Annotated in this window: 15 protein-coding genes and 4 tRNA genes; 17 read left to right on the top strand and 2 right to left on the bottom strand. The window is 35.1% G+C overall.

Annotated elements, in window-relative coordinates:
* The first annotated feature begins 76 nt into the window (after nucleotides 1-76).
* From FC72_RS03120 to FC72_RS03100, 5 genes are all read left to right on the top strand, one after another.
* Complete coding sequence (locus tag FC72_RS03120) at nucleotides 77-1,525, top strand: amino acid permease (RefSeq protein WP_057764674.1); 1,449 nt, start codon at nucleotides 77-79, stop codon at nucleotides 1,523-1,525.
* Nucleotides 1,526-1,799: 274 nt separating this feature from the next.
* Complete coding sequence (serS, locus tag FC72_RS03115) at nucleotides 1,800-3,089, top strand: serine--tRNA ligase (protein WP_057764673.1); 1,290 nt, start codon at nucleotides 1,800-1,802, stop codon at nucleotides 3,087-3,089.
* Between the two features lie 65 nt (nucleotides 3,090-3,154).
* Nucleotides 3,155-3,227: transfer RNA gene (locus FC72_RS03110), tRNA-Asn, on the top strand.
* Nucleotides 3,228-3,293: 66 nt separating this feature from the next.
* Nucleotides 3,294-3,366: transfer RNA gene (locus FC72_RS03105), tRNA-Thr, on the top strand.
* 526 nt (nucleotides 3,367-3,892) lie between these two features.
* Nucleotides 3,893-5,515, top strand: coding sequence for an ABC-F family ATP-binding cassette domain-containing protein (locus tag FC72_RS03100; protein ID WP_057764672.1), 1,623 nt, complete (start codon nucleotides 3,893-3,895; stop codon nucleotides 5,513-5,515).
* A gap of 37 nt (nucleotides 5,516-5,552) precedes the next feature.
* Here the strand turns inward: FC72_RS03100 and FC72_RS03095 are convergent, their stop codons facing one another.
* Nucleotides 5,553-5,882 (bottom strand): hypothetical protein, encoded by a 330-nt coding sequence (locus FC72_RS03095; RefSeq protein WP_057764670.1) that lies wholly within the window; start codon nucleotides 5,880-5,882, stop codon nucleotides 5,553-5,555.
* Nucleotides 5,883-6,635: 753 nt separating this feature from the next.
* On the opposite strand from FC72_RS03095, the gene FC72_RS03090 reads away from it, so the two are divergent.
* From FC72_RS03090 to FC72_RS03050, 9 genes are all read left to right on the top strand, one after another.
* Nucleotides 6,636-7,988 carry an FAD-dependent oxidoreductase gene (locus FC72_RS03090; protein WP_057764668.1) on the top strand — a complete coding sequence of 451 codons (1,353 nt, stop codon included), beginning with the start codon at nucleotides 6,636-6,638 and terminating at the stop codon, nucleotides 7,986-7,988.
* A 588-nt stretch (nucleotides 7,989-8,576) separates the two neighbouring features.
* Nucleotides 8,577-11,120, top strand: coding sequence for a YfhO family protein (locus tag FC72_RS03085; protein ID WP_083480735.1), 2,544 nt, complete (start codon nucleotides 8,577-8,579; stop codon nucleotides 11,118-11,120).
* A gap of 79 nt (nucleotides 11,121-11,199) precedes the next feature.
* Nucleotides 11,200-12,702 carry a glycerol kinase GlpK gene (glpK, locus tag FC72_RS03080; protein WP_057764666.1) on the top strand — a complete coding sequence of 501 codons (1,503 nt, stop codon included), beginning with the start codon at nucleotides 11,200-11,202 and terminating at the stop codon, nucleotides 12,700-12,702.
* A 21-nt stretch (nucleotides 12,703-12,723) separates the two neighbouring features.
* Nucleotides 12,724-14,226 (top strand): glycerol kinase GlpK, encoded by a 1,503-nt coding sequence (gene glpK / locus FC72_RS03075; RefSeq protein WP_057764664.1) that lies wholly within the window; start codon nucleotides 12,724-12,726, stop codon nucleotides 14,224-14,226.
* A gap of 152 nt (nucleotides 14,227-14,378) precedes the next feature.
* Nucleotides 14,379-15,854, top strand: coding sequence for a peptide MFS transporter (locus FC72_RS03070; RefSeq protein WP_057764662.1), 1,476 nt, complete (start codon nucleotides 14,379-14,381; stop codon nucleotides 15,852-15,854).
* Between the two features lie 548 nt (nucleotides 15,855-16,402).
* Nucleotides 16,403-16,485: transfer RNA gene (locus FC72_RS03065), tRNA-Tyr, on the top strand.
* Nucleotides 16,486-16,490: 5 nt separating this feature from the next.
* A tRNA-Gln gene (locus FC72_RS03060) sits at nucleotides 16,491-16,562 on the top strand.
* 97 nt (nucleotides 16,563-16,659) lie between these two features.
* Entirely contained in the window at nucleotides 16,660-17,361 is a 702-nt protein-coding gene (locus FC72_RS03055) for a GntR family transcriptional regulator (protein ID WP_057764660.1), read from the top strand.
* 78 nt (nucleotides 17,362-17,439) lie between these two features.
* Nucleotides 17,440-18,831 carry an O-antigen ligase family protein gene (locus FC72_RS03050; RefSeq protein ID WP_057764658.1) on the top strand — a complete coding sequence of 464 codons (1,392 nt, stop codon included), beginning with the start codon at nucleotides 17,440-17,442 and terminating at the stop codon, nucleotides 18,829-18,831.
* Between the two features lie 82 nt (nucleotides 18,832-18,913).
* On the opposite strand, the gene FC72_RS03045 is transcribed toward FC72_RS03050, so the two are convergent.
* Nucleotides 18,914-19,639 (bottom strand): WecB/TagA/CpsF family glycosyltransferase, encoded by a 726-nt coding sequence (locus tag FC72_RS03045; RefSeq protein ID WP_057764656.1) that lies wholly within the window; start codon nucleotides 19,637-19,639, stop codon nucleotides 18,914-18,916.
* A 99-nt stretch (nucleotides 19,640-19,738) separates the two neighbouring features.
* Here FC72_RS03045 and FC72_RS03040 point away from each other — a divergent pair, with 99 nt between their 5' ends.
* Genes FC72_RS03040 through nadE form a run of 3 tightly spaced genes read left to right on the top strand, consistent with a single transcriptional unit; the run spans nucleotide 19,739 to nucleotide 23,147 of the window.
* A complete protein-coding gene (locus tag FC72_RS03040; RefSeq protein ID WP_057764654.1) occupies nucleotides 19,739-20,803 on the top strand; it encodes a glycosyltransferase in 1,065 nt (354 codons plus the stop codon).
* Nucleotides 20,804-20,852: 49 nt separating this feature from the next.
* Entirely contained in the window at nucleotides 20,853-22,328 is a 1,476-nt protein-coding gene (locus tag FC72_RS03035) for a nicotinate phosphoribosyltransferase (protein WP_057764652.1), read from the top strand.
* Between the two features lie 3 nt (nucleotides 22,329-22,331).
* Nucleotides 22,332-23,147, top strand: coding sequence for an ammonia-dependent NAD(+) synthetase (gene nadE / locus FC72_RS03030; protein WP_057764651.1), 816 nt, complete (start codon nucleotides 22,332-22,334; stop codon nucleotides 23,145-23,147).
* Nucleotides 23,148-23,193: the final 46 nt, after the last annotated feature.

Here is a 23,193-nt window from a genome sequence, read left to right as displayed (position 1 = left end):
TACGAAAGTCCTTATTGTCAGTAGTTTCTTCTGGTAATAAGGATTTTTTTTAATCCAAAAAGGGGAAACGAATTATATGGAAAATACAGATGTCAACCGGTCGTTGAAGACTCGTCATTTGTCAATGATCGCATTGGGAGGTTCAATCGGAACAGGATTATTTGTTGCTAGTGGTTCATCCATTTCAACAGCCGGTCCTGGGGGAGCACTAATAGCCTATGTTGCTATTGGTATCATGGTTTATTTCTTAATGACCAGTTTGGGCGAAATGGCTACTTACATGCCCGTCTCTGGTTCATTTGCTACATATGCTACAAAGTTTATCGATCCAGCTATGGGTTTTGCTTTAGGTTGGAATTATTGGTTTAACTGGGCTATTACATTAGCTGTTGACCTTTCGACAATTTCTTTAGTTATCAAGTATTGGTTCCCAAGCTGGTCTTCATGGAAAATCAGTTTGTCGTTCTTAATTGTATTGTTAGTAATTAATTTAATTTCAGTTGGTTCATTTGGTGAAACAGAATATTGGTTATCATCAATTAAAGTTACAGCTGTTATCGTCTTTCTAGTTGTTGGTGCATTAACAATTTTTGGTATTTTAGGACAAGACGGAGCAGTTGGTTTATCAAATTATACATATAAGAAAGCTCCAATCGTTGGTGGAATACCGGCAGTATTGAGTGTTTTCGTTGTTGCAGGTTTTTCTTTCCAAGGAACTGAATTGATCGGTATTACTGCCGGTGAATCCGCTACGCCTGAGAAGAGTATTCCAAAGGCTATCAAACAAGTTTTCTGGAGAATTTTGCTATTTTATATTTTATCTATTGCCGTTATTGGCGCTTTGATCCCTTATACAAGTCCTAACTTGTTAGGTTCAGAGGCTGGAGATATTGCAATTAGTCCATTTACTATCGTCTTTAAGCGTGTTGGTATTCCGCTTGCTGCTGGCGTTATGAACGCTGTTATCTTGACTTCAGTTATTTCAGCGGCTAACTCAGGATTGTATGCTGCTAGTCGTATGCTTTGGTCAATGAGTAAGCAAGGTATGGCACCAAGGGCTTTTGAAAGAACTAATAATCATGGTGTTCCAGTATTTTCATTATTGTTAACTGCTTTAGTTGGTGGAGCTGCACTCTTAACTAGTTTTTATGGTGATTCATTCTATGAACTACTAGTTGCAGCCAGTGGTCTAACAGGATTTATTGCATGGCTTGGAATTGCCTTTTCACATTATAGATTTAGAAGAGCTTATCTAAATAAGGGATATGAATTGGATGATTTGAAGTACAAAGCAAAGTGGTTCCCATTTGGGCCTATTTTGGCAATTGTTTTAGGTATTGTTATTATTATTGGTCAAGATATCAGATCTCTTGTTAACTTCAACGTTGGAAGATTATTGATCAGTTATAGTGGACTAATAATCTTATTTATTTGCTGGTTGTATTACAAACTTAGACATAAGACTAAGTTTATTAAGTTAGATGATATCGATGTCGCTGAAACAAAGAAGAATCATCATTTTTAAAATTTGGTTGAAAATAAAATTCTTTTAACTTATGATAGATTTAAATATTAAAGCTAATAGGATACCTACTCATGAATCTTTCAGAGAAACGATGGTCGGTGTGAATCGTTAAGATTTCTATTCCAGTGTCCTGGCAACGGGTAATTCCGCTCGGGTTGATCCGATAAAGTCTGAAAGTGCAATGTGAAAGCATTGAAACTGGGTGGTACCGCGAATGGTCGATTCGTCCCTTTATAGGGATGTTTCGGCCATTTTTTAGTAGGAGGAGAAAAATATGTTAGATATTAAGTTGATTAGACAAAACCCTGATTGGGCAAAAGAAAAGTTAGCTGCTCGTAGTATTCCCAATGAGGAAGTTGATGAACTACTAGATTTGGATAAAAATCGTCGTGATTTATTAGTTCAAACAGAAACTTTGAAGGAAAAACGTAATACTGTTTCTCAAAGTATTGCTCAAAAGAAACGTAATAAAGAAAACGCGGATCAAGAAATCGCTGACATGCAACAAGTTGGTGCTGATATTAAGTCACTTGATGCAAAACTTGAAGAAGTTAACGATAAGATGAACTATATCTTGGTACGTCTTCCAAACTTCCCTGATGATTCAGTTCCAGTTGGTCCTGACGAAAGTACTAACAAAGAAATTCGTAAATGGGGTAAGATTCCAGAAGAAGGCTTTACTCCAAAACATCACTGGGATATTGGTGAAGAATTAGGAATTCTTGATTTTGACCAAGCTGCTAAAGTTTCAGGTAGCCGTTTTGTTTATTACATTGGTATGGGTGCAAGACTAGAACGTGCTGTTTATAACTTCATGCTCGATCAACATCATGAAGAAGGCTATACAGAAGTTATTCCTCCATATTTGGTAAATAACGAAGCTATGTTTGGTACAAGTCAATTCCCTAAGTTTACTGAAGATGTCTACACCGTTATGGTCGATGAAAATCCTCTAACATTGATTCCTACAGCCGAAGTTCCTTTAACAAACTACTTTGCTGGAAAGATTATTGATGGTAAACAATTACCTGAAAAAGTTACTGCATTATCACCAAGTTTCCGTTCTGAAGCAGGTAGTGCCGGACGTGATACACGTGGATTGATCAGAATGCACCAATTCAACAAAGTTGAAATGGTCAAAGTTACAGATCAAGAAAGTTCATTTGATGAATTGGAAAGCATGACAGCTAACGCTGAAAACATTCTTAAGAAGTTGAACCTTCCATATCACGTAATCGTACTTTCAAGTGGTGACGCAAGTTTCAGTTCAACAAAGACATACGATCTTGAAGTTTGGCTACCTGCACAAAACAAGTATCGTGAAGTTTCAAGTTGTTCAAACTGTCTAGATTTCCAAGCACGTCGTGCACAAATTCGTTATCGTGATGAAAATGGAAAGACAAAGTTAGCTCACACATTGAATGGTTCAGGTCTAGCTTGTGGTAGAACCGTTGCTGCTATTTTGGAAAACTACCAAAATGAAGATGGTTCAGTTACGATCCCTGACGTATTAGTACCATATATGGGTGGAGTTACTAAAATTACCAAGGAAAATGCTAAATAGATATTGACGTTTATTTAACAGATTGATAAAATTTAATAGTTGTTGAAAAACAATTATTGAATTATTCCGGATTAGCTCAGTTGGTAGAGCATCTGACTGTTAATCAGGGTGTCGTCAGTTCGAGTCTGACATCCGGAGTACAAAAATACTTAGGATCTGCCTAGGTGATAAGATTACATCTAGTAGGTGTAATCTTTTTATTTTGCCAGTTTAGCTCAGTTGGTAGAGCATCGGTATCGTAAACCGGCGGTCACAGGTTCAAATCCTGCAACTGGCATAAAAAGAGGGCTCCGATGGGACGTTCAGCTTTTGAGCATTGCCTAGATAAGTACCCATGGCGGTATCGCCATGAGTACATGTCGTAGCAAGCGCAGAAAGTTGTCCCATCGGAGCCCGTTTAGGTAGCAGAAAATAATAAATTAGATCAATAAATAAAGGTACGTGGAAATTCTCCAATGAAAGCTTGCTTTAGCAGTGCAGAAAGTTGTCCCATCGGAGCCCGTTTAGGTAGCAGAGAATAATATGTTAGATCAATAAACAAGGGTACGTAAAAATTTTCCGATGAAGTTTTGTCTTAGTAGCACAGAAAGATCTCATCGGAGCCCGTTTTAATATAGTAGAAAAAGTACTCTAAAATCCTGACAAACCCAAAAAGTCAACAATTCTCAAAACGCCACCTAGATTGCTTGTTATGGCGTTTTATGTTAAGCTACCCAAATATGTCAATTAAAAAATAAGCTGAAACCAACGTCGCCGTTTCCTTGACACGTTGTTTTTTTATGCGGAAAAAGGTGGTATTGTTCATGTTAACCGTCAATAATGTCAGTATGCAATTCTCAGATAGAAAGCTATATGAAGACGTTAATCTAAAATTTACTCCGGGAAATTGTTACGGAATCATTGGAGCCAATGGTGCTGGTAAATCAACTTTCCTAAAAATAATTGAAGGAAATCTTCAACCAACTACTGGAACTGTTTCGATGGGTCCTAACGAGCGTATGTCCAGTCTAAATCAGGATCACTTTGCTTTTGAGGATAACTTAGTGATGGATACTGTGATTCGTGGTCATGAGAAATTATATAAAATCATGACTGAAAAAAATGCCATCTACTTAAAACCAGATTTTAATGATGCTGATGGTATTCGTGCCGCCGAATTGGAAACAGAATTCGGTGAAATGGGCGGATGGGAAGCTGAAGCCGAAGCTAGCCAAATGTTGCAAGCATTAGGAATCGATGAGTCACTTCACCAAGTACCAATGAGTGAATTAACTGAACCTCAAAAGGTTAAGGTATTGTTAGGACAAGCATTGTTTGGCAAACCTGACGTATTATTACTAGATGAGCCTACTAATGGTCTTGACGTTAAGTCAATCAGTTGGTTGGAAAACTTTTTAGCTGATTACGAAAACACTGTTATCGTCGTATCCCATGATAGACATTTCTTGAATCAAGTATGTACACATATGTGTGATGTTGACCGTGGAAAGATTACTCTATTTGTTGGTAACTATGACTTTTGGATGGAATCTAGTGAATTAGCGGCTCAATTACAAGCCAATGCTAATGCTAAAAAAGCTGACCAAATTAAACAATTACAAGAATTCGTTGCCAGATTTAGTGCTAATGCTTCTAAATCAAAGCAAGCTACTTCTCGTAAAAAACAATTAGAGAAGATAACTTTGGATGATATCAAGCCATCTTCTCGTAAGTATCCATTCATTAAATTTAATCCTGAAAGAGAACTAGGCAAGGATTTAGTACAGTTAAAAAATGTTTCTAAATCAATTGATGGCGTTAAGATCTTAGATAATGTCAATTTGACACTTCGTCCTAACGAAAAAGTTGCTTTCATTAGTAGAAATGATTTAACTACTACTATATTGATGCAAGTTATTTCAGGAGAAATCAAACCAGATAGTGGAGAAGTGATTTGGGGCCAAACTGCAAGTACTACTTACTTGCCAAAAAATGTTAATGATTATTTTGCTGAAAACAAAATGTCTGTTATAGATTGGTTACGTCAATTTGCTTCTAAAGAAGAAAATGATAATACATTCTTGCGTGGATTCCTTGGTAAGATGCTATTCTCTGGGGATGATGTTAATCGTGAAGTAGATGTCATGTCTGGTGGAGAAAAAATCCGTGCCATGTTATCCAAGATGATGTTGAGTAAGGCAAATGTTCTATTATTAGATGATCCAACAAATCATTTGGATCTGGAATCAATTACAGCTTTAAATGATAGTTTAGTTAGCTTTAAGGGAAGTATTATTTTCACATCTCACGATCATGAGTTTATTCAAACAATTGCTAATAGAATTATTGAAGTAAGTCCTAAAGGTATTGTTGATCGTTCTGATACTACATATGATGAGTTCTTAAATCATGAAACGGTTCAAGAACAAGTTGCAAAACTATATTAAAAAATCTGGCATTTGCCAGATTTTTTTTGTATCAATATTATTTTGGTTCAATCAATTTAATTAAACGATCTACCAGATCAATAATGCGGTTTGAATCTTCAGCTATAATTTCAGATGAACGACTATTGATCATTGTATGATTAACTTGCAATAAGCTAACAGAGTCAGTGTGGTCATTAAATTCAGCAATCGGTAAAACCACTTCATGATCATATATAGGAACTTTACCAGCAGAGACTGTAATAATTTTGCTTCCTTCAGGCATACTTAAGATATAAGTTTTAATACGTTTTAGACTAAATTGATCTTGATAAAAATCATAAATGATTCCCAATTCATCTACGATATATTTGATTTCATTGTTCATATATATTTACCACCTCTTAAAAACACTTATCTATTGTATCATTCAATTAATCGTGTTTGAAAAGGCAAAAATAAATTTAGACAAAAAAATAAACCCATTTCTTGGGATAATGGGTTTATTCGGCGTATTACCAGTAGTGTCCGGGTCAAGTGTGTGAGTGTATGTGAGGTTTCCATGTGTCAAAATAGAGAGGGATTTTATTAATGAATGAAAGCATTCTATTAATAAACTTTGGAATGGGAAATGGGAACTGACAAAATCTTTTATATTCATTGGAAAATTGTTTGAGGGGGGCAATTTTCTGTTTATGGTGATTGAGAAATATTTAATGATATTGAGGATGATATCATTGATATTCTTTTTCTTTAATAAAAGGAAGGAATTGCATGACACTCACTGTCTTTTCCCTTTCACAACCACAGTATATAACAGATGTTTAAACAATTACAGTCATTTTTGATAAAAATATTTATTTGTTTTTAAAATCACAAACAACGACTTTTATAGCATAATATAAGTAAGTCTGTGCTAAAAATCAGAAATATTATATTTTTTCGATAATCGAGAAAAATACAAATTAATTTATTTTTATTCTAAGAAGAGAATGCCGGTATATCAGCATTCTCTTCTTTACATTTTGTTGGAATAAAAAATATAACTTTTTTAAGTATTTTACTTGTAAAGCGCTTTCTATTGCGTTAAAATTCTTAGTAATCAATTAGTTAATGTTGTCACAAAGGATGGTAGACGAATATGAAAGTAAGTATTATTGGTTGTACACACGCAGGAACATTTTCAGCAATGAATATTTTAAAGGATCACCCAGACTGGGAAGTATCAGTTTTTGAACGTAATGATAATTTATCTTTCCTATCATGTGGTATTGCATTATGGGTCAGTGATCGAGTTTCTGATCCTAACAAGATGTTTTACTCAAGCCCAGACGATTTAGCTAAATTGGGCGCAAACATGTATATGAAACATGATGTAACTAATGTTGATTTTGACAATAAAAAATTATCAGTTAAGAATCTTGAATCAGGTGAAACATTTGAACAAGATTATGACAAGTTAGTTATTACTACTGGATCTGCTCCAATCATTCCTAATATTCCTGGAATTGACTCAGATAAGGTCAAATTATGTAAAAATTGGATTAACGCCAACGAATTAAAGGAAAATGCTAGTGATATTAAGAGTGCTATCGTTATTGGTGCCGGATATATTGGTGCTGAACTTGCTGAAGGGTATGCAACTCTTGGCAAAGAAACAACTTTGATAGATGCACTTCCTGATGTTTTGGCTAAAAACTTAGATCCAAATATGTCAGCAATCGCCGAACAAGATTACAAGGATAATAATGTAACTTTAGGATTGAGCGAGAAAGTTCAATCATTTGAAGAAACTGCTGATGGTGTGATCGTTAAAACAGATAAGAATGAATATAAAGCTGATATTGCTGTTATGTGTGTTGGATTCCGTCCTAATACAGATATGTTCAAAGACGAATTTGAAACACTTCCAAATGGTGCTTTAATTGTTGATGAATATATGCATACAAGTAAACCTGATGTATTTTCAGCTGGGGATGCTGCTTCAGTTCATTACAATCCAACAAATGACAACCAATATATCCCATTGGCAACTAATTCAGTACGTCAAGGTATTTTGGTTGGCGCAAATATTGAAAAAGATACTGTTAAATATATGGGAACACAAGCTAGTTCAGCCGTTGAATTGTTTGGCAGAACGTACGCTGCCAGCGGTTTAACTGCCGTCCATGCAAAAGCTTTAAACAAAAAGGTAGAATCAGTAAGTCTTGAAGATAACTACCGTCCTGAATTCATGCTTACAACTACTCCTGTTTTGATGAATCTAGTTTGGGATCCTGAAACACGAGTTGTTTTAGGTGGTGCTTTGACAAGTATGTATGATGTTTCTCAATCAGCTAACTTACTTTCATTAGCAATCCAAAAGAAAGTTACGATTGATGAATTATCAATGGTTGATTTCTTATTCCAACCAAACTATGACAAACCAGTTAACTATGTAAGTGCATTAGCAGGAGCTGCTGTGGCTAAAGCAGATAGCAAAGTTAATGAATAAATAATTTTGGGGATGTGACATAAGTCACTCCCTTTTTTTAGTTTTCAACCTTTTATTGCCTAAACGCGTCACAAAAGGTTGCAACCTTTTGTCACACTCTATTTTTTGTACTCTTCAAACTTTTTTCAAACTTTCAAACTTTTAATTTCACACCTTGGCGCTATTATGTACACATAGTCAATTAAGGCTATTAAGAAAGAGGTGATGTTTATGAAAAAGCATCCATTTTTAGTATTAACTAGCTTGTCAGCTGTTGCAGCGGTTTGTGGCAAGTTGATTAAATCCCACAATGATAAAAAATTATTCAATTAAAACAGACTTTATGAGGTAGAAAATATGAGAAAAATTATGTTAGATGGCTTGCGTAAGCAGGCCTTTTTTGTGTTTTCAAATTTTTATTGCCTAAACGTGTAAAAAAGGTTGCAACCTTCCACATAGCCCAGAACCACAAACGATTGATGCTATCAATCATTCGTGATTCTAGGCTATGTTCCGGTGGCAGACCACCTTTTTTACACTCTCTTTTTGTTTGCCTTTATTCAAAATATTCCCTATGATTTGAATGGGCAATTCACTAGGAGAGTTTTTATGCGAAAACACAATGTTTTATATTATTTAATGGCCTTTTTTATTAATTTATTTTTGATCTCGGCAATTTTTTACTATGTCGGATTAGTTCCATTTGGTGACGGAAATTTTTTAACTAGTGATTTAGGTACTCAGTATATTGCTTTTTTGACAGAGTTGAGACGTCAGCTAGTAACTGGCAATATACATCTTTATTTATTCAGTCAATCACTTGGAGATAATTTCTTTCCAATAATAAGCTACTATCTTTTATCTCCATTTAACTTATTGCTGGTATTTTTTACCAGTTCAAGAGTTCCTATTGCAGCGGATATTATAATCATGTTGAAAATATCGACCATGGGTTTGACCATGGCATATTTTTTGGCAAAGTATTTTAAAAATACACGCTATTCTAATTATCTATTTACAATTGCATATTCATTTTGCGGATTTGTAGCGTCATACTTTTATGACTTGATGTGGTTAGATGCGTTGATTATGCTGCCATTAGTGGCTTGTGGTTTGTTGAAACTCATCGAAAAAAATAAAGTCCTGCTTTATTACATTTCTTTATTTTTTGCGATAGTTTTCAATTATTACCTGGGATATATGCTTTGTATTTTCTCAGTGTGCTTCTTTATTTATTTGGCATTAGAACGAGACCTTTTACAAAAAAAGAATCGCGTTGTAATTATTCGCAATTTTCTTATTTCTTCTATATTAGCTGGGATGAGTGCAGCTTTTGTTTTGATCCCGACTTTTGCTGGCATGATGAAGACAGCGAAGACGTCTTTTGATTTGTTTAATTATTTGCCATCAGCACGTTTTGGATTTGAAGCTTTTACACAGTTGGGAATTGGCGGTAATACTTTTGCCCAAAGATTACACCATGGACCATCAGTTTTTATGACCTCAACAGTCCTTATCTTATTGTTGGGATATTTCTTTAGTGGACGTATTACTAAAAAAGATAAGGGACATGCTTTCTTTTTAATTGGAGTTTTGTTGTTGAGCATGTTTGTCACAACATTTAATACAGTTTGGCATATGTTTCAAAATCCAGCGGGATTTCCATTTAGAAATAGCTTTATTTTTTCTTTCATATGTATTTTTATAGCACATAAAGCATTCTCTGCCGGAGTATTCAAAGATATCAATACGGTCATTTCTGCCAGTTGTACAGCGGCTCTTTTGATTTGTATTGGATATTTGACGGAATGGATGATACCAAAGCTTATTAAACAGATGGGATTTGGCACCCCTGACAATGAATATAATATTTATTATTTTTCTCTGACTTTGATATGTATCGCTGTTACAGGGACGTTCGTTTATTTATATGGTAAAAATAAATATTTCGGCGTTATATTATTATTTATGGTTGCTTTTGAAGTAGGCGCAAACTTTGTTTCTGTTATTGATACAGCTGGCTTCGGTAGTCAAAGCGTATATCAAAAGCAGTACAAGTTAGAGGCGGATGTTCTTACAGATGTTAAGAGAAATAGTGAAATAGGACATAGAGTAATTGTCTCTAAATCTGGTTTAAATAAAGCTTTTCCTGAACAGTACAACAATTATAACGATCCAATTTTATTTAATATCAATGGTTTAAGTCTTTATAGTTCAACTTTGAGTCAGGATACTTTAGAGACGATGAATAAACTAGGGTATTTTAGTAGGAATGTGCGCCGAATCAGCTATATCGGTGGAACAAATCTTACTAATACTTTGTTTGGTGTTGATGATGATATTGGTCAATGGAGTCATTCTTATGAAGTTGAAACTGACTATAATTCTCCAAGTCTGGGATTTTTAGCTAGTCCAGATATTTATGATTTTCAGTTGATGTCCAATCGAGCACTGGATAATCAGAATAGACTTTGGCAAGCAATCAATGGAAACAATAAAGAGTATTATAAGAATGCTAAGATAAATAAATGGACCAAGGTAAAATCAGGCAAGAAGCATCTTTATAAATATTATTTGACTACTTCAGCAACAGGAGAATTGTATCTATATACTTCGCCGATAAATTATGTTAGTTCTAAAGTTTACGTTAATGGTAAGAAAATCAAGATGCCAGTTTTGATCAATACGGCAATGGTTATCGATTTGGGAAACTATGATTCAGGTGAAAAGCTTAGTGTAGATATAAGGACAAAGCAGCCATTAGAATATGATCCAAGCTATTTTCAAACTTTAGATGCCAGTGAATTTAATCAGTCGAAGAATAATATTAGACAAAATTCATTGAATATAACTTCTAGATTGAATCACGATACTGTCCGTGGTGATATTAATGTTAAAAAATCTTCTCCAATGCTTTTCTCAATTCCGTATGATAAAGGATGGAAAGCATTTGATAATGGTAAGAGAATCAAAACTTATAAAGTTGTTGGAAATTTAACGGCAATAGATTTAGATAAGGGTTATCATAAAATAATTTTGAAATATGAAGTTCCTGGCTTAAAAATTGGCTGGATCATAACTATTATTTCAATAGTATTGTTTGGAATCTTTTTAGTAATCAAGAAAAAGATTGATCCTAAACTGGAAGATTAATCATATAATTTTGTAAAATTCACAAAATGTTATAATATTTTGTTATGAAACGCTTACAATAATAACTCGAGGTAGATTGATGACAGATTACATTATGGCGATAGATGAAGGAACAACTAGCACGAGGGCAATCATTTTTGATAAAAAGGGAGCCAAAGTTGCTGATGCACAACGTGAGTTTACTCAACACTTTCCAGAACCTGGTTGGGTAGAACACGATGCAAATGAAATTTGGAATGCAGTTCAGTCAACAATAGCAAATGTCTTTATTGAATCAGGAATTAAACCTCATCAGATATCTGGTATTGGGATCACTAATCAACGTGAAACAACAGTTATTTGGGATAAGAATACTGGTTTACCAATTTATAACGCAATTGTTTGGCAAAGTAGACAGACTACAAGTATTGCCGATAAATTAAAAGCGGATGGATACGATCAAATGATCCATGAAAAAACTGGTCTTTTGATTGATTCATATTTTTCTGCTACAAAAATACGTTGGATCTTGGATCATGTTGATGGTGCGCAAGAACGAGCTGAAAATGGTGAGCTTTTATTTGGAACGATCGATAGTTGGCTATTATGGAAGTTATCGGGTGGAGCTGCACATGTGACTGATTATTCTAATGCCAGTCGTACGATGTTATTTAATATTCATGATCTTAAATGGGATGATGAAATATTGAAAGTTTTGAATATTCCAAAAGCAATGCTTCCAGAAGCTCGTCCTAACTCAGAAGTTTATGCAAAAACTAAGGGATATCATTTCTACGGGTCTGAAGTTCCAATTTCAGGTATGGTCGGTGACCAACAAGCTGCCTTATTTGGACAGATGGCTTTTGAACCTGGTATGGTTAAAAATACTTATGGTACAGGTGCCTTCATCGTTATGAATACTGGTGAAAAACCACAAATTTCTGATAATAATTTATTAACGACAATAGGTTATGGAATTAATGGTAAAGTTTACTATGCTCTTGAAGGTAGCATTTTTGTGGCGGGCTCTGCTATTCAATGGCTACGTGACGCTATGAAGTTAGTTGATTCAGCACCTGATTCAGAAGATGCCGCAATGTCATCACGTGATGATGATGAAGTTTATGTTGTTCCTGCTTTTACAGGACTTGGGGCACCTTATTGGGATTCTGATGCTCGTGGAGCTGTTTTTGGATTAACACGTGGAACTAGTCGTGAAGATTTCATTAAAGCTACTTTACAATCACTTGCATATCAATCACGTGATGTTATTGATACTATGAAAAAAGATACTGGAATTGATATTCCAACCTTGAAAGTTGACGGTGGAGCAGCTAATAATAAGTATCTAATGCAATTTCAAGCTGATGTATTACAAACACCAGTACAACGTGCTAAAGATTTGGAAACAACAGCATTAGGTGCTGCCTTTTTAGCTGGTTTAGCGGTAGGATATTGGAAAGATATCGACGAAATCAAAAAAGAATATGCAACTGGTGCAACATTTAATCCAGAAATGAAAAAAGAACGTGCCGACTACTTATATGAAGGTTGGCAAGAAGCAGTTAGTGCTACAAGAAAATTTAAGCATAAACCAATGTAGCTATATTTGGAGGGAATCAAGATGGACGAAGAGTACATTTTAGCAATCGATGAGGGGACAACTACGGCCAGAGCCATGATTTTTGATCATAACGGTAGAAAAGTTGCTGCAGCACGTCATCCGATTCGTCAGATTTTGCCTAATCCAGGTTGGGTAGAACATGATGCTTCTGAAATTTGGAATGCTGTCCAAACTACTATAGCTACAGCTTTGATCGAATCTGGAATTAAACCAAAACAAATTAAGTCCATCGGTATCGCTAGTCAGCGTGAGACTACTGTTGTTTGGGATAAGAATACTGGCTTGCCAATTCATAATGCTGTTGTTTGGCAATCAAGACAAACTGTCAGTTTGGCCAACAAGATCATTGATGAAGGTTACAAAGATGAAATTCATCAAAAGACAGGCTTGATCGTTAGTCCATATTTTTCAGCTACTAAAGTTCGCTGGATTTTGGACCATGTTGAAGGTGCTCAAGAACGTGCCGAAAAAGGTGAGTTATTATTTGGGACTATCAATACATGGTTGTTGTGGCAATTAACTGATGGTGAGAGCTTTTTAACTGACTATGCAAATGCAAGTCGAACAATGTTATATAACATCAATGACCTTACTTGGGATGATGATTTATTAAAGTTGTTTAATATCCCTAAAAGTATGTTGCCTGAAGTCAGATCTAACTCTGAATTATTTGGTACCACTAAGAGTTACCATTTTTATGGTTCAGAGATTCCAATTACTGGTATGACTGGATCACAACAAGCTTCATTGATCGGACAAATGGCATTTGATAAAGGTATGGTTAAAAATACTTATGGAACTGGAGCCTTCGTTGTGATGAACACGGGTGAAGTTCCTGCGCTGTCTGATAATAACTTGCTGACGACCATTGCTTATGGTATAAATGGTAAAATAAATTATGCACTTGAAGGTAGTGTGTTTGTTGCTGGAGCCGCATTACAATGGCTACGTGATGATTTAAGAATCATTAAACGAACGCCAGATACACAACAAGCTGCCATGAGATCAACAAGTCGTGACGAAGTATATGTAGTGCCTGCTTTTTCAGGTTTAGGTGCTCCATACTGGGATGACAAAGCACATGGTACAGTCTTTGGATTAACACGTGGGACTAATAAAGATGACTTTATTAAAGCTACCCTCCAAGCCATTGCCTATCAGACAAAAGATATTATAGATACGATGAGTTCAGATTCTAAAACCCCAATCGATATTTTAAAAGTTGATGGAGCAGCTACTGCAAATGAATATCTAATGCAATTTCAAGCAGATATTTTAGACATTCCATTACAAAGGGCTGAAGAACTAGAAACAACTTCATTAGGAGCTGCATTTTTATCTGGACTGGGTTCTGGATATTGGAAAGATATTGACGATATCAAGAAGAATTATCAGTCTGGGGATGTTTACGAGCCAAAAATGGAAAATGAAGTTCGTGATAATTTGTATGCTGGCTGGAAAGAAGCTGTTAATGCTACGATGGCATTTAAACATAGAAAATAATTAACGAAATAAGAGTCTCAAGTTAGAAGACTCTTATTTTTTTTTGTTGTTATATAGGCAATTTAAAGGTTTATATTAAAAAACTTTTGACATTAAACAAAGTTGGGTTTAATATTTACTACATCATTGTTGTAATGTAAGGAGAATTTTTAATGGAAGAAAAGAAGAATCGAGGTTTCTTCGGACAACCTCTTGGCTTGAGAACGCTATTCCTTACTGAATTTTGGGAGAGATTCAGTTACTACGGTATGCGTGCCATCTTGCTGTTCTATATGTACTATGCAATAGATAAGGGTGGACTTGGTATGAACCAAGTTACAGCCGCATCTGTTATGTCGATTTATGGATCATTAGTTTATATGTCCAGTGTTGTCGGCGGTATTATTAGTGATAGATTTATGGGACCTAGAAGAACCGTATTCTGGGGTGGTGTATTGATCATGTTTGGTCATATCGCTTTATCACTACCTCTTGGTCAAACAGGATTATTCGTATCTATTGGTCTTATTACCATTGGTACTGGTTTATTGAAGCCAAACGTATCCGAAATGGTTGGTGGACTATATACCGAACAAGATACTCGTCGTGATGCTGGTTTCAGTATCTTCGTTATGGGTATTAACCTTGGTTCATTGATTGCTCCACAAGCAGTTAACTCAATGTGGCATCACTTCAGTTTCCATGCTGGTTTCTCATTGGCTGCTATTGGTATGTTCTTTGGACTTATTGTTTACTGGTTTGACGGCCGTAAATATCTACCTAAAGAAAGTTTCCAAGCTCCAGATCCACTTAACGGTGCTGAACGTACTAAATTTATCAGAAGAGCTATTTATGTAATTATTGCTATAGTTATCGTAGTTATCGTTATGGCATTTACAAATTCATTAACAGTTGATAACTTTATCAACATTCTTAGTGCCTTAGGTATTTTATTACCAGTTGGTTATTTTGTAGTAATGCTTACAAGTAAAAAGGTTACTAAGGTTGAAAGATCACGTGTTATTGCTTATATCCCATTATTCATTGCCGCAGCTATTTTCTGGGCAATTGAGGAACAAGGTTCAGTTGTTTTAGCACTATTTGCTGCTGAACAAACACAATTGAACTTTGCCGGATTAAATCTATCTGCTCCACAATTCCAGATGCTTAATCCATTCTTTATCATTATCTACTCACCAATCTTTGCTTGGTTATGGTTGAAATTAGGTAAGAGACAACCTTCTTCACCATCTAAGTTCTGGATCGGACTTGTATTTACAGCTGTTTCATACTTCGTTATTATCATTCCTTTGATGGGATTGAGTTCAAACGGAAAAGTTAGCCCACTTTGGTTAGTATTGAGTTGGGGAATCATTGAAATTGGTGAAATGTTGATTTCTCCAGTTGGTTTGTCAGCTACAACAAAACTAGCTCCAAAGGCATTCGCATCTCAAATGATGGGTATGTGGTTCTTAGCAGATTCAGCTGGACAAGCTGCTAATGCTCAATTAGTTAAGTTGTTCGAACCAGGAAACCCTGCTAACGAAATCATGTTCTTTGGTATCACAGGTGCTGTAACATTAGTAGCCGGAATTATCTTGGCCTTATTAGTACCTAAGATCAAACCATTGATGCAAGGTGTTAACTAAAATTATTGATTATTTTGAAGTCGTTTCTACTTATATGGTAGGGATGGCTTTTTTTGTTTCTTTCTGCCGCCAGTGGGTGCGAGGAGAATCGATCTGCAGTGGGACCGGACTCAGCCGAGGTCTGAGTCCTCGATTTCGAGCTTTGCTTCGCAAATCTTGAAATTCGTCCATTCCGTAGGTACGTCTGTGACGTTCCAACGGAATTTTCACTGCTGATCGATTTCCTCGCACCCGCTGGCTAGGGTTGTTTGTGAAATGTCTATGCATTCTAAAAATAAATAAGCTTTAAATTTTGAGTAATGTAACCAGTTGTGAAAGTGGAGTTGAACGGCGGGTTACCGTTCTTACTCCACCGACGATTTGAAGATTTGCATGGCAAAGCTTCAAATTGAGACTTCAGACCTTGGCTGAAGTCGGTCGCACAACAGGTGAAATTACTCAAAATTTAATGCGCCCCCACCCCAACCAGTATTTCTATTAAAAAAGTCATTTCACCACTTGAAAAACAAACTAATTTTAGGTAATATTATTAAGTCGAGTAATGACACGGAGGGGTAGCGAAGTCTGGCTAAACGCGGCGGACTGTAAATCCGCTCCTTCGGGTTCGGTGGTTCGAATCCACTCCCCTCCATTTATTGGGTTATAGCCAAGCGGTAAGGCAATGGACTTTGACTCCATCATGCGCTGGTTCGAATCCAGCTAACCCAATACCTAAAAAGGACCGATTATATCGGTCCTTTTTTTAATCTAGACCAATTTTACTGTATAATGAATTAAAATCTCATCGTGAGAAGGGGAGCTTACCATGAAGGTACCAGTTTATATTCAAATACATAACCGAATTAGAAAAGAAATTGAACTAGGCAAATGGACTGTGGGTGAACGTATTCCTTCAGAAAGGCAGCTAGCTGAGGATTTTAACGTTAGCCGTATGACTTTACGTCAGGCTATTCAAACGCTTGTAGATGAGGGAATACTTCAACGACAAGTGGGTTCTGGTACGTATGTTGCCAGCAGTAAAGTTCAAGAGAAAATGTCTGGAACTACTAGTTTTACAGAAATTACTGAAGGACAAGGCAAAAAACCATCAAGTAAGACGGTTTCCTACCACACTGCAGATCCTTCAATGAGTGAAATTGAAAAGTTAAAATTATCTGATGGAGAACAGATTTTGAGAATGGAACGTATCCGTTATGCTGATAAACAACCGATTTGTTTTGAAGTAACAACCATTCCAATCAAGATTGTTGATAATTTAGATAAAAATGATATAACTTCATCATTGTATAAGGCATTGGAAGATAAGGCTGGATTGAAACTAGGTAGTGCTAGTCAAACTGTATCTGCAATGCTTGCTTCAGAAAAAATTGCAACTTTATTGAATGTAAAACGTGGTTCAGCAATTTTGAGACTAAGACAAATTACTACCTTAGATGATGGAACACCTTTTGAATATGTTCGTTCACAGTATGCAGGAGATCGTTTTGAATTTTATCTTGAAAGATAGTACCAATTATTTTTTTAGCAAAGAAATTGGGTTACTATATAACTAACGTTTTTTTAAATATTCAGCTGGGAGTTAATTATGCAAAGCTTTATAAAGAAATATAGTATCTTTTTGATTCTATATATTATTTTCCAACCTCTACTAGATGCGCTTACTGGGGGAATGCTTAGGATGCACATGGATGTGACTTTTGGTATTTTTATCAGAATGATCGTCATGGTTTTAACAGTATTCTATATATTGATCTACTTAATTTTAAATCGTAATAATAAAAAGGGTTTCTTTATTATTGGTTATTTTGTATTGCTTGCCTTAATGGCAGTAATAAGTTTAGTCATTAATTACAAGTCAAAAACTTTATTTGTTCCATCACTTGAAATAACTACTCTAGCCAAGAGTTTTTACTATCCAATAATGTTACTTGCATATCTATATGCGTTTGAAGAGTTAGCAGAAGATAGAATTATAAATCGTTTCTTTCCAAAAGTTATTTTTTATGCAATAAATATCGTCAGTTTGATCATGCTTATTGCACACTTTACAAATACAAGTTTCAGTTCATATTCATACTATAAACTTGGTGAAAGTGGCTGGTTCTTTGCCGCTAATGAATTAAGTGCCATTGTTTCAATTTCATTTCCTATCATGATTTGGTACGCACTGAAGAAATTGAACACGGGTACAAGAATTTATTATTGGATCTCAATTGTTTTAGCCATCTATTCGGTTCTTTTAATAGGTACTAAGGGCTCATTCTTATCAATCATATTCGGTACTGGCTTTGCTTTATTAGTAGCAATAGTTCAATGGTTCAGATCTCGTGATAAAAAACTTATTACTGGAATAATTGTACTTTTGGCATTAACTATTGGTGGAATAGCCGTTTCATATCCAGCTATGGCAGTTTCAAGAACTGCTGAGTTGCACACTGAAATGATTCACTATAAGAAGAAGCAAGCTAAGACTAAAAAGGGATTGGATAAGGATCAAAAGAAATATGTTGAGACTAACAAAACCGTTTCTTACTTATTAAGTGGTCGTACAATTTACTTTGAAAATGCGGCGCACAATTTCTCTAAAGCCAATATTGCTCAAAAGATGTTTGGTATGGGATATGCAACTAACTTCAAGAAGGTTAAAGACGCTAAATTAGTTGAAATGGACTATATTGATATCTTGTTCCAATTCGGTTATTTAGGGGCTATCGTTTATTTGGCACCATTGATATATAGTTTGATTTATCTAATTGGTACATTCTTTAGAAAATTCAAATATATGTGGTCATTTAAATGGTCAATGTTAGTAGCCAGTGTAGCTTTAGGTTTTGGTATGGCACTATTAACAGGACATGTTATTGAAGCTCCATCTGTAAGTATCTATTTTGTTTCTATTTTGGCATATGCGATGTTCAACGCTCGTTTGTTAATGAGGACTAATGAAGATCCATATACGATCGATGTTGAAGATTAGAAGTCATTTACGTATTAAGAAAAACAGGCTCCATCAATCCGATTTTGGGTTGATGGAGCCTGTTTTTTGAGTGGATACATTTTTATTTATTTTTACGTTCCTTTTTTATAAGGTGCATATACTTTGGAATTGCCATCATACGTCCGATTCTTGAAGGTTCTTTTGCTAGACGGTAGAACCATTCCATACCAATTTTTTGGATGAATTTAGGAGCACGTTTTTTAGTACCAGAAAATACGTCAAAACTGCCACCAACGCCGATCCAAATTGCTGGATTTAATTCCTTGTATTTATTTATAAAGTATTCTTGCTTTGGTGATCCTAAGGCTACAAGAACAATATCTGGCTTCTTATCAACGATATCAACAACAATATTTTGATCGTCTTTGAAATATCCATCGTGGTAGCCGACTAAATCAACGTTCTTAAATTCAGTTTTAATGCGCTTAGCACTGGCTTCAATTACTTCTGGTTTGGATCCGAGTAAATAAACCTTTGAACCACGTTTATTTGCAGTTTTTATTAAAAACATTAAAGTATCAAAACCAGTGATTCGACCATGCATTGGAGTTCCCAGTGAGTTTGCTCCTTTTATGATTCCAATACCATCAGGAATTACATAATCCGCATCGTTAACGATGTTAGAAAATTTAGGATTTTCACGTGCTGAAAGGACTATTTCTGGATTAGGTGTTACGATAAAACGATTATTTTTAACGTCTAAATCATCGATCAAATATTTGTGGAATTGTTTCTCAGTAAAGTTATCAAATTTAGTTCCAAGTATGTCTATTCTATTTTTACGCATTTAGTTCTCCTTTTTGCGTTATTACTTTGTTAAAAAGTTCTCAGTGGGTGTACTTCATGCTATCATTATACACGAGAAATTAATTTGAGAGGTGTCTTGATGAGGGTTTTACATTTAAATGCCGGTAACGAAGACGGTGGAGCAAGAACCTATATTGTGAACTTAATGAAGGGACAAAAGTTGATCAAGACAGAAGCAAGTCTTTTAACTTTTGAGGAAGGTCCTGTGGCTAAAATGGCACGTGAAAATGGTCTTAATGTTGCCGTTATGCCTCAAAAGCGAAGGCTTGATTTATCTATTCTCAAACCTTTAGTTGCATATATCGAAAATAATCACATTGACATCGTCCATACGCATGGACCAAGAGCTAACTTTATAATGTCGTTAATTTATAAAAAGGTAAAAGCTAAATGGGTCATTACCGTTCATTCTGATCCAAGGATCGATTTTTCTGGGATCAAGGGTAAAGTCATGTTTAATTTGAATTTACACGCTTTAAAACGTGCTGATTTACTTTTTTATATCAATCCTAATTTGTTGTCTTACTTTGAATCATTGGGGATAAATTCTGATAAAACTCTAGAAGTATTTAATGCTATCGATTTTAGTGATGAACAACCACTTCCTAAGAAGCATTCAGTATTTAATTTATTGGAAGTAGCCAGATTGGTAGAGGTTAAAAATCATAAGTTGTTATTGAATGCTTTGAGTAAAGTTAAATTCAATTATCATCTGACTTTAGTTGGTGATGGTCCTTTAATGGATCAACTACGTAATTTGACTCATGAGCTTGGTATTTCTGATAAAGTGGATTTCGTTGGTTTTAAAGAAAATACTGGTGATTATTACGAAAGTTGCGATGTTTCAATTTTGACGTCTAAATCTGAAAGTTTGCCAACTGTTTATTTGGAGTCGGCTGTTCATGGTCGTCCAGTTATTGCCACAGATGTTGGGGCAACGGATAAATTGATCAATCCTGATACTGGATGGTTAGTCGACTCAGAAAATGAAGAACAACTGCTGATAGCACTTAATGATGCTTATATGAGTTGGAAAGAAGACAACCTGAATCAAAAGGGATTGGCTCTTTATCAATTGGTTAGAGATAACTATTCAATTGACAATTTGGCAAATGCAGTGAATAAAGGTTATATTAACCTTTAATAAAATAGTCGTGGTAGAATGTATACTATAATTTCATCACCGAGGAGATATGATGACTAAATATCAAGACGAACATTTAACTTTGCATACGGATTATTATGAATTAAATATGATGTATACCTATTGGAAGAAAGGACTTCATAATCGTAATGCAGTTTTTGAATGTTACTTTAGAAAATTGCCATTCGATAATGGGTTTGCTATTTATGCTGGTTTAGAGCATGTGGTAGATTACTTGGAGAATCTTAAATTTGACGATTCCGATATTGAATATTTACGTGAATATGGTGAATTTGATGAGGGATTTTTAGCTTGGTTAAAAGATTTTACATTCAGTTGTACGATTAGATCGGCTCAAGAAGGCGATATCGTCTTTAATGAAGAACCAATTTTTCAAGTAGAGGGACCTTTGGCACAATGCCAACTTATCGAAACAGCAGTTCTAAATATTGTTAATTTTCAAACTTTGATTGCTACTAAAGCTGCTCGCATCAAGAATGTTTGTGAAGATGATCCTGTATTGGAATTTGGCTCTCGTCGTGCTCAAGAAGTTGATGCTGCGCTTTGGGGTAGCCGTGCTTCTTATATTGGTGGCTTTGATGCAACAAGTAATGTTCTAGCTGGTAAGTTATTTAGTATTCCAATTTCTGGTACTCATGCACATGCGTTGGTACAAACTTATCGTAATGAATATGAAGCTTTTAAAGCTTACGCTGAAACACATAGAGATTGTGTATTCTTAGTTGATACATTTGATACTTTGAAGAGCGGTGTCCCTAGTGCTATTAAAGTTGCTAAAGAATTTGGAGATAAGATCAATTTCCAAGGTGTTCGTATAGACTCTGGTGATATGGCTTATATCTCTAAACGTGTTCGTGAAGAATTAGATGAAGCAGGATTTACAGATGCTAAGATTTATGCATCTAATGATCTTGATGAAAAAACAATTCTAAACCTTAAAATGCAACATGCCAAAATTGATGTTTGGGGTATTGGTACAAAAAATATTACTGCGTTTGATCAACCTGCATTGGGTGCTGTTTACAAGATGGTAAGTATTGAAGATGAACGTGGAAATATGATGGATACTTTGAAACTATCTAATAATGCAAGTAAAATTTCTACTCCAGGTAAGAAACAAGTTTGGAGAATCACTAACAACAAAGAAAATGACAAGTCAGAAGGGGACTATATCAGTCTCTTTGATGAAGACCCACGTGAGCATAATTCTATATATATGTTTAACTCACAATATACTTATATCAACAAAACTGTTGAAGATTTCCAAGCTATTCCTTTGTTGAAAGATATTTATGTGAACGGTAAATTAGTTTATGATCTACCAACAGTTCAAGAAATTCGTGATTATCGAGCAAGTAACTTGGATTCATTGTGGGATGAATATAAACGTATTTTGAACCCACAAATATATCCAGTTGATCTATCTTCAAAATTGTATAGTCATAAGATGAGATACATTGAAAAAGTACGTAATGATATAAACAATATCAAAGTAGGTGAATAGGCAATGAGACCATTGCAAAAAGAAATAATTGAATATGAAAAAACTAAGCCTGTAATTGATGTTGATGAAGAGATTCGTCGTTCAGTAGACTTTTTAAAGAATTATCTTCTTAAAAATAAAGGACTTAAGACTTTAGTTTTAGGTATTTCTGGTGGACAAGATTCCACTTTAGCGGGTCGTTTATCAGAAATAGCTGTTACAGAATTACGTCAAGAAACTAAAGAAGACTACAAATTTATTGCTGTTCGTTTGCCTTATGGTGAACAAGCTGATGAATCAGACGCCATGCAAGCAATTGAATGGATGCAAGCAGATACTGTTGTCAGAGTTAATATTAAAGACAGTGTTGATGCAATGGTTAAAGCAGTTGAAGCAAATAACATAAATATTTCTGATTTTAATAAAGGAAATATCAAAGCTAGAGCAAGAATGATTGCTCAATTTGCGATAGCTGGAGATAATAACGGCGTTGTGGTTGGAACAGATCATGCTGCTGAAAATATTACTGGATTTTATACAAAATTTGGTGATGGTGCAGCGGATGTAACCCCACTATTCCGTTTAGATAAACGTCAAGGAAGAGCATTACTAGAAAAACTTAATGCTCCAAAGAATCTCTACGAAAAAACACCTACAGCAGATTTGGAAGAAGATCGACCAAGTTTGCCTGATGAAAAGGCATTAGGTGTTTCGTATACTGATATTGATAATTACCTTGAAGGTAAGGAAATTTCAGATAAAAGTGCTGAAATTATTGAGAATTGGTATAAGAAGACGGCCCATAAGCGTCGCCAACCATATACAGTATTTGATGTTTAAAAATTTAGGACATTCCTTTTGGAATGTCCTTTTTTGGAAAAAAACC

The organism is Companilactobacillus tucceti DSM 20183 (genome assembly GCF_001434665.1).
Classification (GTDB): Bacteria; Bacillota; Bacilli; order Lactobacillales; family Lactobacillaceae; genus Companilactobacillus; species Companilactobacillus tucceti.
Note: the sequence above shows the minus strand (reverse complement) of the source record. Positions and strands in the feature narration are given on the sequence as shown.

Excerpts from the sequence above, each read along its gene's own strand:
- FC72_RS03120 (WP_057764674.1), top strand. The coding sequence starts at position 77 with ATGGAAAATACAGATGTCAACCGGTCGTTGAAGACTCGTCATTTGTCA.
- serS (WP_057764673.1), top strand. The coding sequence starts at position 1,800 with ATGTTAGATATTAAGTTGATTAGACAAAACCCTGATTGGGCAAAAGAA.
- FC72_RS03100 (WP_057764672.1), top strand. The coding sequence starts at position 3,893 with ATGTTAACCGTCAATAATGTCAGTATGCAATTCTCAGATAGAAAGCTA.
- FC72_RS03095 (WP_057764670.1), bottom strand. The coding sequence starts at position 5,882 with ATGAACAATGAAATCAAATATATCGTAGATGAATTGGGAATCATTTAT.
- FC72_RS03090 (WP_057764668.1), top strand. The coding sequence starts at position 6,636 with ATGAAAGTAAGTATTATTGGTTGTACACACGCAGGAACATTTTCAGCA.
- FC72_RS03085 (WP_083480735.1), top strand. The coding sequence starts at position 8,577 with ATGCGAAAACACAATGTTTTATATTATTTAATGGCCTTTTTTATTAAT.
- glpK (WP_057764666.1), top strand. The coding sequence starts at position 11,200 with ATGACAGATTACATTATGGCGATAGATGAAGGAACAACTAGCACGAGG.
- glpK (WP_057764664.1), top strand. The coding sequence starts at position 12,724 with ATGGACGAAGAGTACATTTTAGCAATCGATGAGGGGACAACTACGGCC.
- FC72_RS03070 (WP_057764662.1), top strand. The coding sequence starts at position 14,379 with ATGGAAGAAAAGAAGAATCGAGGTTTCTTCGGACAACCTCTTGGCTTG.
- FC72_RS03055 (WP_057764660.1), top strand. The coding sequence starts at position 16,660 with ATGAAGGTACCAGTTTATATTCAAATACATAACCGAATTAGAAAAGAA.
- FC72_RS03050 (WP_057764658.1), top strand. The coding sequence starts at position 17,440 with ATGCAAAGCTTTATAAAGAAATATAGTATCTTTTTGATTCTATATATT.
- FC72_RS03045 (WP_057764656.1), bottom strand. The coding sequence starts at position 19,639 with ATGCGTAAAAATAGAATAGACATACTTGGAACTAAATTTGATAACTTT.
- FC72_RS03040 (WP_057764654.1), top strand. The coding sequence starts at position 19,739 with ATGAGGGTTTTACATTTAAATGCCGGTAACGAAGACGGTGGAGCAAGA.
- FC72_RS03035 (WP_057764652.1), top strand. The coding sequence starts at position 20,853 with ATGATGACTAAATATCAAGACGAACATTTAACTTTGCATACGGATTAT.
- nadE (WP_057764651.1), top strand. The coding sequence starts at position 22,332 with ATGAGACCATTGCAAAAAGAAATAATTGAATATGAAAAAACTAAGCCT.